This is a genomic window from Proteus sp. PR00224 (genome assembly GCF_016238105.1).
In the GTDB taxonomy this organism is placed as follows: Bacteria; Pseudomonadota; Gammaproteobacteria; order Enterobacterales; family Enterobacteriaceae; genus Proteus.
This window is the reverse complement of record NZ_JAEHQU010000001.1, coordinates 673,026-686,880: the sequence shown is the minus strand read 5'-3', so window position 1 is coordinate 686,880 and position 13,855 is coordinate 673,026. Positions and strand designations below refer to the sequence as shown.

The following is a 13,855-nucleotide window of genomic DNA, read 5'->3' as shown; positions in this document are numbered from 1 at the left end:
TATGGGTTTTTTTATTACAATTTAACTTTGGGAATAATCAATCAAGGATCAGAAATGAGGTCTAGTCGGTATTATATAGGATTACTTATTGCAATAAGCCTCCTAACCAGTTGTGCCAAACAACCAGTATTTATTGATAGAGGTGAATATATAGTTAAAGTTATTCCTAATAAGCAGGAAGCAAATGACTGCGTAAAATATCTGGTGATGCACTATACCGCGCTAGATGATGAACGCTCGCTTAAGGTTCTTACTGGGGGGCGAGTCAGTAGTCACTATTTGATCTCTACACATCCTTCATCTATTGATGGAAAGCCAGTGATTACTTCATTAGTGGATGAAAGGCAAATTGCATGGCATGCGGGCATTAGTCAGTGGGGAGACGCAACTAGCTTAAATAATTGCTCTATTGGGATCGAGATAGTCAATCTGGGTTACCGTGATAATGGCAAGTTTAGGTATTGGTATTCTTATACAGCGGATCAAATCGTGACGATTTCAGCGGTAATGAAAGATATTATTGACCGTTATGATATCGAACCTCAAAACGTTTTGGGTCACAGTGATATTGCACCTCTCAGAAAAGTTGATCCGGGTCCTTTATTTCCTTGGGAAAGATTAGCCAGTCAAGGTATAGGTGCTTGGCCTGATAAGCAATTAGTGAAAACTTATTTAGCAGGTAGAGATCCTTCAGAGCCTGTTGATGTTGCGAACTTCCAAAAGTTATTACAGCAATATGGTTATCAAACACCAACGAATGGTGTGTTAGATAATAATGCACAAAAAGTAGTGAAGGCTTTTCAAATGCATTTTAGGTCGAGCAAAGCAGATGGTATTCCTGATGCTCAATCAGAGGCGATTTTAAAGGCATTGATTGAGAAATACCGAACTTAAAGTTTCCTGTGATAAGCTGTACTGAATAGATAGTAAAAATGCAGGTAATAGAAAAGCAAAAAGCGTCTCCAATATAAAATTTGGAAGACGCTTTTTTTATCAACTTATAATCAGCATTACAAATTAGGTGATATATGCTGGTTATTTCGCTGTATTTTCTATTGGAAGATTTTCTTCTTTAAAATTTAAGCTAACAACCAGCGAGATCACAAATGCAATCGCACCTGGTAATACCCAACCTAAGCCATAATCAGACAGTGGGATATAGCTAAATAATTGCAGTAAATCAGCATTTAACCATTTCAATTGTTTCAACGTATCGAAAAGGCTCATCAAAACAATGATTGCAATTGTAAAGCGATAGGTAAAGCGAGGCGCTTTTAATTTATTACGAATAAATTGCAGTAATACCAATGTGACTGATGTTGGATAAATCATTAATAATGCAGGAATAGTCACTCGTAATAGTGTATCAAGACCAAACGTTGATACGACGGTGGTCATTAATGTAAATACCACAACCCAAAAGCGATAGCCTAAACGGTGATGGAATGTCGCAAAGTAGTCTGCCGCAGCACTTGTTACACCGACAAGTGTTGTCATACTGGCTAATAAAACAATACCTCCCATCAACCAAGTACCCACAGAGCCAAATAACGCATCAACATAACGTGAGAAAATCTGGCCACCGTTAGTAGCATTGAGTGCTGGATCAGCAAAAACAGAAACAGAGTGGCTTGTTGCACCTAAGTAGAAAAGGCACAGATAAAGTGCTGCTAATAGTAAGACTGAAATCATACCTGCTTTTATGGTAATAAAACCGATCTGGCGTGGTTCAGTAATGCCTTTGGTATATAAAGCACGAGCAACGATACCACCAAATGCCATAGCAGAGAGGACATCCATGGTTTGGTAACCATCAATAAAGCCAGAGAAGAAGCCATTTACCGCATAAAGGCCTGTTGGTTCACCAATTGGGGAAATCGGTTTAGCCACAACAGCAATGCCCACAACCACCAGCAGAATTAACAGTGCTGGTGTCATAAACTTACCAATGGCGCTTATCATTGTGCCTTGTTTGAGCATGAAAAACATACTTGTGATATTGAAAACAAGTGCGAAAGTAAGGTGTGTTGCCGTATTTTTCTCAATAAGCCCTAAAGGTAAGAAACCCATTTCATAAGCAGTATTGGTGACACGAGGCATCGCAAAAGTAGAACCTACGATAAGATACAGTGCTACCCAGAAAATCACAGCCACCCATGAAGGCAAATCAACAGAAAGGCGCTCTCCACGTCCACGAATTGCGACGATAACCAAGGTAAGAAAAGGGAGTAAGACACCTGTAACCAGGAAACCTAAAGATGTACTAAACCAGAGGCTTCCTGATTGGAAACCCGCCATAGGAGGGAAAATAATATTGCCAGCGCCAAGGAAGAGTGCGAAAACCATCATCCCAAGAACGAGCATGTCTTTTGTAGAAAGCATAACTAAAACTACCTGTCTGTGAAGAAAATATATTAATGATTTATATTTGTTATTCTATATCTAGCCTAATTAACAGCTTAATATGTTGTGAAAATGCAGTTTGAATAACGAAAAGTGAATTGATAGTAACAAATTCTGAAGGATATGTAAGAAGAAAGGCAGATTTAACGCTCATTTAACAGTAATTATAGAATAATAAAAGGCTATGTTTTTGGTCGAAAAGCAGTGTGATCCTCTGCTGAGGATCACAATTGCTATATAATTTTGTAGACATTCGCGATAAAACACAAAAAAGATCGTGTTTAAATAAATTTATCGATAGCTACTGCAACACCGTGCTCTTCATTAGAAAGTGTGACGAATTTAGCGACTTTCTTCACTTCTTCAGGCGCATTTCCCATCGCAACACCTAAACCCGCATATTTTAGCATTGCCAAATCATTACCTTGATCACCAATACACATGATTTTTTCTGGTGTGATTTTCAAATGTTCAGCAACTTTTTTAACCGCACTCCCTTTATTGACATTGGTATTTAATACTTCAATAAAATAAGGGGCACTACGTAATATGCTGTATTGTTCATAAATATTAGTAGGAAGATATTGAATAGCATTATCCAAAACGGCAGGTGCATCAACAATCATAAACTTACTAAAATACATATCAGTTTGCATTTCATTCAGTGGACGATAATAAAGCGGAGTCCAAGATAAAAAGGCTTCTTGGCAGGTGAAATGGCTAATATGACTGTTGGTAGTATAAATCTTATTATCGCTGATAACGTGAAAATGGACGCCAATCTCACGAGCAAGGTTTTCAAAATAGAGATAATCTTCAAAATTGAGCAGATCTTGAATAATCACTTCACCATTATCTGCTTGATGGATTTGGCTACCATTATTGCTGATGCAGTAACAATCAGAGGTATCAAGACCGAGTATTTTTAAATAGGGATAGATGCCATTGAAGGAGCGTCCTGAAGCTAATACAATCTTAACTCCCGCCTCTTTTGCTCGCTGAACTGCTTGTTTTACTTCTGGCGTAATTTCGTGTTGTTTGTTAAGCAAGGTTCCATCTAAATCAATCGCGATAAGCTTAATACTCATTAGCATCCCCATATTAAATAAAAGCAATTATGATAAAGGAAGGGCGAAGCGGTCTATCATCACATAGCTTGAGTATTATTTATGTGACATTAAAGGCTATCTGTATAATGCCACATAAATGGAAGGGTTAATCACAACAAGGTGATTGTAAATGTAAAGGCTGTTTGGTTTCTAAAACGATCTCTTGATTTTGCCGAAAGTCGAAAGGCGTGATGCCATACTCTTTACGGAACATATAAGTAAAGTGAGATTGTGAACCAAAGCCGAAATCAAGGGCGATATCGAAGATAGAGCGCTCACTGGTACGTAATAAGTGAATAGCACCAGCTAATCTACGCTGACGGATATACTTTCCTAAAGAGGTGCCCGTGACTTCTTTAAAGATTTTCTGCATGTGCCAAAGAGAATACCCAGAATAAGCCGCCAACTCTTCAAGATGGATAACACGGCCTAAATGCTCCTCAATCCATTTACTTAGGGCGCAAACCAATGCGAGATGATTATCTTGTGGCATTACAGTTCCATTCTATCAATGAAGTTAAGGTAAAAATCAAAATTAACTCCCTAATCTTATACAAAAAATAGCAGACAGAGAAATCCATATTAATGGATAGCTATCTCTAATCGTTGGCAAAATGTGTACTTAAATAATATAAGGTCATTTTACATACAGTTTAGAGCGAAATAATGCAAATTATCTGAAGTCTGTCGAGGAAGCGTTTACCTTTCATAATGAAAGTTATGCTAAATTTACTCATAGAGATAATTGATTGCGAATTTTATAACAACAACTCCCTGTCTTGTTATCGTATTTAAGCGAATGCTTATAATGTGATAAGTCATACTAACAAAATGTATTTAAAGGATTTTAAATTGAACGCAAAGAAAATAATTATTAGCTTAATTATTGCATTAGTCATTACCTTTGGCCTCTATCTTGTGGCTTTAGATAATTTTTGCGATCGAGGAGAGGATTTCCAACAAGGTCTTTGTCGCTTTACCACATTATTCCCCTCTAAGCATCACTAAAAGATAGCTTTTCTTATTATTTTTCGCCTAGCATAAAATGTATTTGTTATTCAAGTCAGAATAGTGTTTTAATGGTGGCTTGAAATAAACAAAATCGTAAATATTAGTTTACACGTTAAGTTGATAAAATAATAAAGAGAAGAGGATGTATGGCGAGAGAGTCGCAACAGACAGAACTTAAGCGCGGTCTGAAAAATCGACATATCCAGCTAATTGCGCTGGGTGGTGCTGTCGGCGCTGGTCTGTTTCTTGGTATAGCGCAAACTATTAATATGACAGGCCCATCAGTAATATTAGGATATGCTATTGGTGGTTTTATTGCGTTTATGATCATGCGCCAATTAGGCGAAATGGTTGCCGAAGAGCCAGTTGCGGGTTCGTTTAGTCACTTTGCTAATAAATATTGGAGCCCATTTGCTGGCTTCTTATCTGGCTGGAACTATTGGGTGATGTTTATTCTTGTCGGTATGGCAGAATTAACAGCAGCAGGTAAATACATTAACTATTGGTTACCTGATATTCCTGTTTGGGTTTCCGTTGCTATCTTCTTTGTGGCAATCAACTTAATCAATTTGATCAACGTTAAGATGTATGGTGAAACAGAGTTCTGGTTTGCCATTATTAAAGTATTAGCGATTGTTGGTATGATTTTATTTGGGAGCTACTTACTGGCAAGTGGTAATGGTGGTCCTCAAGCTTCGGTTAGCAATTTATGGGAGCTAGGCTTTTTCCCTCATGGTTTTACGGGGTTCATGTCTGCATTAGCCATTGTGATGTTCTCTTTTGGTGGACTTGAGCTGGTGGGGATCACTGCGGCTGAAGCTGAAAACCCAAAAGTGAGCATCCCAAAAGCGACTAACCAAGTTGTTTATCGTATTTTAATTTTCTATATCGGTTCATTGTTAGTGTTACTTTCACTTTATCCTTGGACTCAAGTTGTGAAAGGTGAAAGCCCATTTGTTCTGATTTTCCATAACTTGGATAATTTCTTAATCGCGAATATTTTAAATGCCGTGGTATTAACTGCTGCACTGTCTGTTTATAACAGTGGTGTTTATTCTAATAGTCGTATGCTTTATGGTTTGGCAAAACAAGGTAATGCGCCACATGCGCTTTCTCGCATTAATAAACGTGGTGTACCGGTAGTGTCGTTACTATTGTCAGCAATTGCGACTTCATTAGGTATCTTAGTTAACTATTTATTACCTGATCAGGCACTAGAACTATTAATGGCGTTGGTTGTAACCACGTTAGTACTTAACTGGATCATGATCTGTCTAGCGAATTTAAAATTCAGAGCGGCAAAAACAAAAGAGGGTGTAGAGCCTTTCTTTAAAGCACTTTGGTATCCATATGGTAACTATATCTGCCTGGCTTTCTTATGCATGATTTTAGTGATTATCTTATTTATGCCACAAGTGAATATTTCGGTGATTTTAATGCCATTCTGGATTGCGTTCTTATGGGTTGGATTTAAGATTTCCCGCATGAAGAAAACACCTAATAGCACTCAAGTAAGCCAAGATATTTAAATATTACTGACTTATTTGGATAATAAAAAACGCATCATTAAGATGCGTTTTTTATGTTCTATTTTTATCATTTGCAATTATTCTGAACGGAAAAAATAAAAAATTACTGCCAACGTAACCAAGCAAATAACACGTTACCATTGTTATAAGTACCAGGCACATAAGTGGCTTGTAATGAAAGATGTCCGTAACCGACAGAAACTAACGGTAACGGGAGTGGCATAGGAATATAGTTGTATTCATGGCGCGCTGTAATACTTAGTGTAAAACCTGCGCCCATACGAAACCCGTCTTTATCACCGGGATACCACATTTTCTCAAAACCATAACCCATAATAGGCTGTACACGGTTATTTGAGTCCATAAATGCCATCGCATAAAGAGAGTGCCAATCACCATCGTTGTCATAACGATATTTCCCCATACCAAAGCCCCAAGGTGTTTCGTTATAGCGATCCGTTTTTTCTTTATCGTAAGTAAAACGATTATGCCAAGTCCATACAGGCAAATAGTAGTTATATTGGTCATTGTCCCAAGTTTGATTGACATTACGTTTGAATTTTCCCCAGTAGCTTTCTTCATTATTAGATTGAGATGGATTACTGGTGATTTGTTGGTTTTCTGTCGTAATAATCTGATGGGTATTGGAATTATTTTCAGAAGCGAAAGCAGACGTTGTTAATGCAAGAGACAACAGCGTTGTGGCTAATACGCTAGGGTGAAAATAGGATGATGACATAATATAACTCCGAGTACGGCATAAACAGTGATTCTGGTGATGACAAATAAACATTATTAATAGTGTTATTTAATCGACAAGTATTTAAGATAAGAGGTATCTGAAACTTTACTTCTTAAATAAAATCTTAAGGGATAAGAATCGGTTATAAAGAAAATAAATAGATTTATTATATTTATGGATGTAATTTTGTCTGATATTAAATGCTGTTTATCTTTATAATAATGTATTGTTTTTAATGAAAAATTAAGTTTTTATTAGATTGCTAATAAATAGCTGATAAATAAGGTTAAAGAGAAATAATTTTAGGTTGGTCATTTTCAACAGCAAAATTCCATAAAATAGCTATTTTTATGACTTAATGAAAATATTGAGATAAATTTAATATCAATAACATTAGGTTATAAAAAGAGATTAATTTCCAGCGGATAATAGAGTAACGAATAAGAAGAGTTAAATAAAAAAAAGAAAAAAACAGAGGTTGGTTTATAAAACGTTTAGGTTTAAGCGCTAACAACAGGAGTGTTGTCTGTTTTTTATACAGACAATCCTATGTTGAAAGAGTGCAAATTAAAGAATTGTTGCTTACACTCTCTCAACGTGAAGAAAGCATTTATTGAGATAATTTTTCTTGGCTAATAACAAGGAGTCGGTGAGTATGAGTATCACGATCCTTACCCCAGCAGAAAGCGTCCCACTTATTGTAGAAATCTTCAATACTGTTAATTAAGTGTAATGGTCTATCTTCTTCTGTTCCATCTGAGGCATAAATATAATGACCTTTACTAAAAGCCCATAAAATCATATCAATCCAAAAACCTTTACCATCAGAGGTTTGTTCTTCATCAGTAACAACGATATTATGAACTTTTAAAAGATTACAGAAAAAAGTACGAGGTAATTCTCTTATAGCATTACGATGTTTAGGTATACGGGAACGCCACACTTTTATTTGAGTGCATGTTGTTTTTCCATAAACTATGTCTTGTCGGAATCTAAGCTCAACAAGATAGGCTGTTTCACTTTCTTTGTCTGTAGTGACAAGCCTGTACTGATCTTTACGTAATGATTTAACTAAACGGTATCCTATTGGAATGTCAAAACCTTCCAAATCAACATCTTTTACACCTTGAGTGAGAAACTGAAGTGTATGTTCAATATTTTTAGCTGGTAGTTTCAACTTTTCATTAAAATCTGCATCAGGAATAAGATAAGGCATTGATTGTCCATTATTCTGTTGCGATGGTTCATTTTTCATTTAGCCCCTCCGCATTGTGTGATTGTCCAGAAATGCATTATAAATACCTCATCTAGCAGATAATATATCGATTGTCGTTAAAACGAACAAAATAATTTATTTTATTCTTATTATTTAAATATAGCTGAAATATATTCCTTAAATTGATGTGTCATGCAATAGAAGCCATCGGCTTAGTATTTATTATATACAACCTTAGCTGATTTATCTTACTGAATCACAAATCTCAACAATAGAGAATCGATAGATTGAGATGAGCTATCAAACTAGCTTCTTTATCTTGAGCATGCGATACTCCTTATCGCCTGAATTTACAGGCTTTGGCTCGGGGCGCCTTATGGCTGAGATGAACCCGTATAACCTGATCTGGATAATGCCAGCGTAGGGAAGTCAAGGTAGCTCTGCTGATTAACAGAGTCCGACTTTTCTGTAACTGGTGAAAGGAGGAGTTAATCAGTGAGATTCAATGCATTGTCTATCGCAGGCACCGACCCTAGTGGTGGTGCAGGTATTCAGGCCGATCTGAAAACATTTTCCGCACTGGGTGTATATGGCACAACCGTAATGACGGCACTAGTTGCCCAAAATACCTGTGGTGTCCGTAGTGTCTATGATTTATCCCCTGATTTTGTTGCAGCTCAATTAGATGCTGTCTTGTCTGATGTTCGAATTGATAGTGCCAAAATTGGCATGCTCTCTAATGCCTCAATTATTGATGTGGTTTGCGACAAACTTCAGCAATATGCGATCCCTTTTGTTGTACTTGATACCGTGATGATTGCAAAAAGTGGTGATCCTCTATTACAGTCTGATGCGGTTAATAAAATGGTTACTCAGCTTTTGCCTCTGGTTGATTTGATCACGCCTAATTTACCTGAAGCGGCAGCACTGCTAGGTTGTGAAGTTGCTCAAGATGAAATAATGATGAAGCAACAAGGCTATGCATTGCTAAAACAGGGATGCCAAGCGGTGTTGATGAAAGGCGGGCATTTAACCGAAAATGAAAGCCCTGATTGGTTGTTTACTCAAGAAGGTGAGTGGCGATTTACCTCAAAACGCGTTAATACAAAAAATACGCATGGGACAGGATGTACACTTTCAGCCGCTTTGGCCGCTATTCGTCCTCAAGTTTCTAACTGGCAAATTTGTGTTGAACAAGCAAAAGCCTATTTACAACAAGCATTAGAACATGCCGACAGTTTGGAGGTTGGACAAGGTTTTGGTCCTGTACACCATTTTCATCGCTGGTGGTGATGTAAAAAAGCCCCTATAAAAGGGGCTTTAGCGTGTCGCAGAATTGTTTTTTTAAGCAATAGTGACAGATTTGTTTAGATAAACATCTTGTACTGCATTAATTAGCGCAACGCCATCTTTCATTGATTTTTTGAAGGCTTTACGACCTAAAATTAAACCCATACCACCCGCACGTTTATTGATAACCGCAGTGCGTACAGCATCTTCAAGGTCATTATTACCTGAAGCGCCACCAGAGTTAATTAACCCTGCACGACCCATATAGCAGTTTGCTAATTGATAACGAACTAAATCAATTGGGTTTTCAGTGGTGAGTTTGGTGTAAACACGCTCATCAGTATGACCAAAACCAATCGCTTTAAAGCCACCGTTATTTTCAGCCATTTTTTGTTTAACGATATCCGCACCAATTGTAGCGGCTAAATGGTTCGCTTGACCTGTTAAGTCTGCACTTGCATGGTAATCAACACCGTCTTTTTTAAATGCAGGGTTACGTAAATAGGCCCACAATACGGTGACCATACCTAATTCATGAGCGCGTTCAAAGGCCATTGAAATCTCTTCAATTTGGCGACGGCTTTCTTGTGAACCAAAGTAAATGGTCGCACCCACTGCAACAGCACCCATTTCAAATGCTTGTTCTACACTGGCATACAGTGTTTGGTCATATTGCGCTGGGTAGCTTAAGGTTTCATTGTGGTTTAACTTCACAAGGAAAGGAATTTTGTGTGCATAACGACGAGAAACAGAAGCAAGAACACCATAAGTAGAGGCAACACAGTTACAACCCGCTTCAATAGCCAACTCAACAATATTTTTTGGATCAAAATAGAGTGGGTTTGCGGCAAAAGAGGCCGCGGCAGAGTGCTCAACACCTTGGTCAACAGGTAGAATAGACAGATAGCCCGTTCCCGCTAAACGTCCGTGATTAAACAGGGTTTGCATTGAACGTAACACGCTATTAGGGCGATTGTTATCAATCATAACACGATCAACAAAGTCAGAACCTGGCAGGTAGAGATTTTCGCTTGGGATGGTTTGGCAACGATGTTCTAATAATGATTTTGCATCAGCACCTAACAAACTTACTATATCAGTCATTACATACTCCAGTTCATGATGAGATGAGAGTGATTGTCATTTATCTACACTAAGATAACAAGTCACATTGAGGCGGTAACCGGCAGTGGATCGCTTCAGGTAACACAATAAATTCAAATTTATTCCCTAAAAGTGGTTCTCCATCTAAATTAAATACCATTTCATGAGAAGCACTAATGTTTACCCAGCGACTGTCGCGCTCGATAATCTTGTCGTTTTTTTTACGATCAAACAGGCTATTCAAAAGAGAAGGGAGTAATTCGTGTGCTTCAACAATGGTGATATTGAGTTTATTGTCGTTAATTAATGCTTCGGGGCAGAGTTGTTGTCCTCCTCCTGCTTGACGACCATTACCAATACCTAAAATCAGTGATTCACCTTCCCAGTGAAAATTTTCAGCTTCAATTGTGCAATGATCCGCTTTTAAAGAGTCAATACTTAAAAGGCCATTAATAAAATAGGCGACCCCACCTAATGCTGATTTTAAGGCTTCAGGGGTTTCTGTTGTGATTTTTGTTCCAAAGCCGCCTGATGCCATATTGATAAAATAGTGAGTCTTATTCACAGCGATAACATCAATTGGTACAGCGCGACCTTTAATGGCTAAATTAAGTGCATTTTCCATATCACGAGGGATTTGTGCGCTGGTCGCAAAATCATTTGCTGTGCCTAATGGAATAATACCTAGAGTGGGAGGAGATGAAGGTGAAAGATGAATTAATTCAGATGCAACACGATTAATTGTACCGTCACCACCAGCTGCAATAACAGTTTCAGCATTTATATCAATAGCTTCTTGTACAAAACGTTGCACATCACTCGATTCCCAAGTCACTCTCACTTGGAGATCAAAATCTTCATCACGTAATTGGTAAACGGCGTTTCTTAATGCGCTATTATTCGCGCTTTTTCCATTAATGATTAGCAAACTAATTTTACTCATTGATGAGTTCCTTTAATTGAATCACTCTTTTAAAGGTAATGGATATCGAGAAAATTACTATGTTTTTTACAAATGATAACGAAAAAAGGAGTGTGTTTTATACAAAAGGGGGATTGATAAGAAGGGAACAAAAAGAAAAGGCAAATCCAAGGGAGATTGGATTTGCCAAGGAGGTGGTTCCTAGTCTTACTGTATTCATTCTAGTTCTTTATTTTTCGGAACTGATGATACGGTAAACAAATCATTATTGATGTGATCTGTATTTGAAATTGACCACTTTAAATCAGATTATGACGCTTTACTTCACTTCTACCGCATCAATTTTATGTGGTTGACGTGTTGTTGTACCTTGTAGGTTGCGGATCAGCAGTGCAAAATCTAAATCAACATCTTCAGGAACAGATAAATAAACCATGTGACCATTACCTGGTGCAACATCCGTTGGCTGCTGTTTTTTGTTAAACAGCGCTTCTAGCGTAAATTGAATATTTCCCGTTGGTGTCATTAATTCTAGGCTATCACCTAAAACAAATTTATTTTTAACATCAACTTCAGCTAAACCGTTTACGCGTTTACCTGTAAATTCACCGACAAATTGTTGAGTGTCAGAGACAGAATAACCATATTCATAAGTTTGGTACGCATCATGGGTATGACGACGTAAGAAACCTTCTGTATAACCGCGGTGTGCTAAGCCTTCTAATGTAGTTAGCAACGTTGGATCAAAAGGTTTACCTGCAACAGCATCATCAATTGCACGACGATACATTTGTGCAGTACGGGCACAGTAATAGAAGGATTTAGTACGACCTTCAATTTTCAGCGAATGTACACCCATTTGAGTTAATTGCTCAACGTGTTCAATCGCGCGTAAGTCTTTAGAGTTCATGATATAAGTACCGTGTTCATCTTCGAACGCAGTCATATATTCACCAGGGCGTTTTGCTTCTTCGATTAAGTAAACTTTGTCTGTTGGCGCGCCAACACCTAAAGTAGGCTCAACGTTTTTAACTGGGATTGGTGTGTATTTTTCAACGATATTACCAACCTCGTCTTCTTTGCCTTCTTCGACTTTATATTCCCAACGGCAAGCATTAGTACATGTACCTTGGTTCGGGTCACGCTTATTGATGTAACCAGATAACAGGCAACGGCCTGAGTAAGCCATACATAATGCACCGTGAACGAAAACTTCTAATTCCATATCAGGAACTTGCTTACGAATTTCAGCAATTTCATCAATAGAGAGTTCACGAGAAAGGATCACGCGAGTTAATCCCATTTGACGCCAAAATTTTACGGTTGCCCAGTTAACGGCATTGGCTTGCACTGAAAGGTGGATATCCATTTCAGGGAAGGCTTCTCGTACCATCATGATCAAACCCGGATCAGACATAATCAGCGCATCAGGGCCCATATCAATGACGGGTTTTAAGTCACGGATAAAGGTTTTTAATTTAGCATTATGAGGTGCGATATTAACCACAACATAGAAGCGCTTACCTAATTCGTGGGCTTCTTGAATACCTTTAGCAAGGTTTTCGTGGTTAAACTCATTATTACGCACACGTAAGCTATAACGTGGCTGACCTGCATAAACGGCGTCTGCGCCATAAGCAAATGCATAGCGCATATTTTTTAATGAGCCAGCAGGAGAGAGCAATTCGGGTGTAAACATGGTTAATTTCCTGGTTCTGATTTCAAGTCAGTCCCCCCACACATTGGGTAGGGGTATATCATAAAGGGGTGGATTCTAGCGCTTAAGTGTAGCGAGGTTCAATGTATTCCTGAAAAAATATCATCGAAAACGGTAAGCTTGGGTTTCCCAACGATAACCTTGACCATAAATTGAGCGAATAAATTCAATTTGATCGTTAAGTTGCTCAAGTTTACGTCGTAAGTTTTTAATATGACTATCAATGGTTCTATCCGTCACAATGCGGTAATCATCATAAAGATGATCCATAAGCTGATCTCGCGTTAATATCTTGCCTGGTTGTGTGGCTAAGGCCTTTAATAGGCGAAATTCAGCGGTGGTTAAATCGAGAATTTTATTATTGTATTGGATTTGATAAGCCTGTTCATCAATCACAACTAACTTATCGCTCTGAACAATATCTTGAGGACGATAAAAACGACGCAATAACGTTTTGACTCTGGCGACCACTTCTCTTGGGCTATATGGTTTGCAAATATAATCATCAGCACCAATTTCAAGACCTAATAATCTATCGACTTCTTCTGTTTTGGCAGTGACCATAATAATGGGAATGTCGGAGAATTGGCGCAACTCTTTACAAATTGTGATGCCATCTTTTACAGGTAACATAAGATCTAACAAAACTAAATCATAGTGCTGCTGTTTTACACAATGGCTGACTTCCGCGCCATCGGCTAACCAATGTGTTTGATAACCTGATGCTTGCAGATAATCAATGAGCAATTGTGCAAGTTTGGGTTCATCTTCAACAATTAGGATTGAATAGGGTGATTCAGTCGTTGTCATTT

The 13,855-nt window shown here is 37.9% G+C and carries 13 protein-coding genes and 1 riboswitch; of the genes, 4 read left to right on the top strand and 9 right to left on the bottom strand.

All coding sequences use genetic code 11. The annotated features are described in order from the left end of the window. Positions 1-54: 54 nt before the first annotated feature. Positions 55-894, top strand: a complete 840-nt coding sequence (locus JEP71_RS03175; RefSeq protein ID WP_198625733.1) for an N-acetylmuramoyl-L-alanine amidase — start codon at positions 55-57, stop codon at positions 892-894. 141 nt (positions 895-1,035) lie between these two features. Here JEP71_RS03175 and brnQ read toward each other — a convergent pair whose 3' ends face one another. The 3 genes from brnQ to JEP71_RS03160 form a co-directional block, all read right to left on the bottom strand. After that, positions 1,036-2,382, bottom strand: coding sequence for a branched-chain amino acid transport system II carrier protein (brnQ, locus tag JEP71_RS03170; RefSeq protein WP_198621016.1), 1,347 nt, complete (start codon positions 2,380-2,382; stop codon positions 1,036-1,038). A gap of 302 nt (positions 2,383-2,684) precedes the next feature. Then, positions 2,685-3,491, bottom strand: coding sequence for a sugar-phosphatase (gene yidA, locus JEP71_RS03165; RefSeq protein WP_198621017.1), 807 nt, complete (start codon positions 3,489-3,491; stop codon positions 2,685-2,687). 127 nt (positions 3,492-3,618) lie between these two features. Further along, a complete protein-coding gene (locus JEP71_RS03160) occupies positions 3,619-4,005 on the bottom strand; it encodes a helix-turn-helix domain-containing protein (RefSeq protein ID WP_006533085.1) in 387 nt (128 codons plus the stop codon). A gap of 338 nt (positions 4,006-4,343) precedes the next feature. Between JEP71_RS03160 and mgrB the strand changes: the two genes are divergently transcribed. Together mgrB and JEP71_RS03150 are read left to right on the top strand one after the other, a co-directional pair. Further along, complete coding sequence (mgrB, locus tag JEP71_RS17495) at positions 4,344-4,520, top strand: PhoP/PhoQ regulator MgrB (protein ID WP_229096604.1); 177 nt, start codon at positions 4,344-4,346, stop codon at positions 4,518-4,520. 149 nt (positions 4,521-4,669) lie between these two features. Then, positions 4,670-6,052, top strand: coding sequence for an amino acid permease (locus JEP71_RS03150; RefSeq protein ID WP_109374214.1), 1,383 nt, complete (start codon positions 4,670-4,672; stop codon positions 6,050-6,052). Positions 6,053-6,155: 103 nt separating this feature from the next. Here JEP71_RS03150 and pagP read toward each other — a convergent pair whose 3' ends face one another. Next, complete coding sequence (gene pagP, locus JEP71_RS03145) at positions 6,156-6,791, bottom strand: lipid IV(A) palmitoyltransferase PagP (protein WP_160230446.1); 636 nt, start codon at positions 6,789-6,791, stop codon at positions 6,156-6,158. A 613-nt stretch (positions 6,792-7,404) separates the two neighbouring features. Next, positions 7,405-8,049, bottom strand: coding sequence for a hypothetical protein (locus JEP71_RS03140; protein WP_196573928.1), 645 nt, complete (start codon positions 8,047-8,049; stop codon positions 7,405-7,407). Positions 8,050-8,365: 316 nt separating this feature from the next. After that, a riboswitch (TPP riboswitch) is annotated at positions 8,366-8,454 on the top strand. Positions 8,455-8,505: 51 nt separating this feature from the next. Between JEP71_RS03140 and thiD the strand changes: the two genes are divergently transcribed. Beyond that, positions 8,506-9,303: a bifunctional hydroxymethylpyrimidine kinase/phosphomethylpyrimidine kinase gene (thiD, locus tag JEP71_RS03135; RefSeq protein ID WP_198625732.1), complete on the top strand. Its 798-nt coding sequence runs from the start codon at positions 8,506-8,508 to the stop codon at positions 9,301-9,303. A gap of 51 nt (positions 9,304-9,354) precedes the next feature. Here the strand turns inward: thiD and fbaB are convergent, their stop codons facing one another. From fbaB to baeR, 4 genes are all read right to left on the bottom strand, one after another. Continuing rightward, positions 9,355-10,404, bottom strand: coding sequence for a class I fructose-bisphosphate aldolase (gene fbaB, locus JEP71_RS03130; protein WP_006533078.1), 1,050 nt, complete (start codon positions 10,402-10,404; stop codon positions 9,355-9,357). A 49-nt stretch (positions 10,405-10,453) separates the two neighbouring features. After that, positions 10,454-11,347, bottom strand: coding sequence for a lipid kinase YegS (gene yegS / locus JEP71_RS03125; protein WP_198625731.1), 894 nt, complete (start codon positions 11,345-11,347; stop codon positions 10,454-10,456). A gap of 298 nt (positions 11,348-11,645) precedes the next feature. Next, the gene (gene trhP / locus JEP71_RS03120) at positions 11,646-13,025 is read right to left on the bottom strand and encodes a prephenate-dependent tRNA uridine(34) hydroxylase TrhP (RefSeq protein ID WP_109374219.1); all 1,380 of its coding nucleotides are present in this window, start codon (positions 13,023-13,025) and stop codon (positions 11,646-11,648) included. A 120-nt stretch (positions 13,026-13,145) separates the two neighbouring features. After that, positions 13,146-13,853, bottom strand: coding sequence for a two-component system response regulator BaeR (baeR, locus tag JEP71_RS03115; RefSeq protein WP_198621022.1), 708 nt, complete (start codon positions 13,851-13,853; stop codon positions 13,146-13,148). Positions 13,854-13,855: the final 2 nt, after the last annotated feature.

Coding starts and splice junctions, on each gene's coding strand:
- JEP71_RS03175 (WP_198625733.1), top strand. CDS start 55: ATGAGGTCTAGTCGGTATTATATAGGATTACTTATTGCAATAAGCCTC.
- brnQ (WP_198621016.1), bottom strand. CDS start 2,382: ATGCTTTCTACAAAAGACATGCTCGTTCTTGGGATGATGGTTTTCGCA.
- yidA (WP_198621017.1), bottom strand. CDS start 3,491: ATGAGTATTAAGCTTATCGCGATTGATTTAGATGGAACCTTGCTTAAC.
- JEP71_RS03160 (WP_006533085.1), bottom strand. CDS start 4,005: ATGCCACAAGATAATCATCTCGCATTGGTTTGCGCCCTAAGTAAATGG.
- mgrB (WP_229096604.1), top strand. CDS start 4,344: ATGTATTTAAAGGATTTTAAATTGAACGCAAAGAAAATAATTATTAGC.
- JEP71_RS03150 (WP_109374214.1), top strand. CDS start 4,670: ATGGCGAGAGAGTCGCAACAGACAGAACTTAAGCGCGGTCTGAAAAAT.
- pagP (WP_160230446.1), bottom strand. CDS start 6,791: ATGTCATCATCCTATTTTCACCCTAGCGTATTAGCCACAACGCTGTTG.
- JEP71_RS03140 (WP_196573928.1), bottom strand. CDS start 8,049: ATGAAAAATGAACCATCGCAACAGAATAATGGACAATCAATGCCTTAT.
- fbaB (WP_006533078.1), bottom strand. CDS start 10,404: ATGACTGATATAGTAAGTTTGTTAGGTGCTGATGCAAAATCATTATTA.
- yegS (WP_198625731.1), bottom strand. CDS start 11,347: ATGAGTAAAATTAGTTTGCTAATCATTAATGGAAAAAGCGCGAATAAT.
- trhP (WP_109374219.1), bottom strand. CDS start 13,025: ATGTTTACACCCGAATTGCTCTCTCCTGCTGGCTCATTAAAAAATATG.
- baeR (WP_198621022.1), bottom strand. CDS start 13,853: ATGACAACGACTGAATCACCCTATTCAATCCTAATTGTTGAAGATGAA.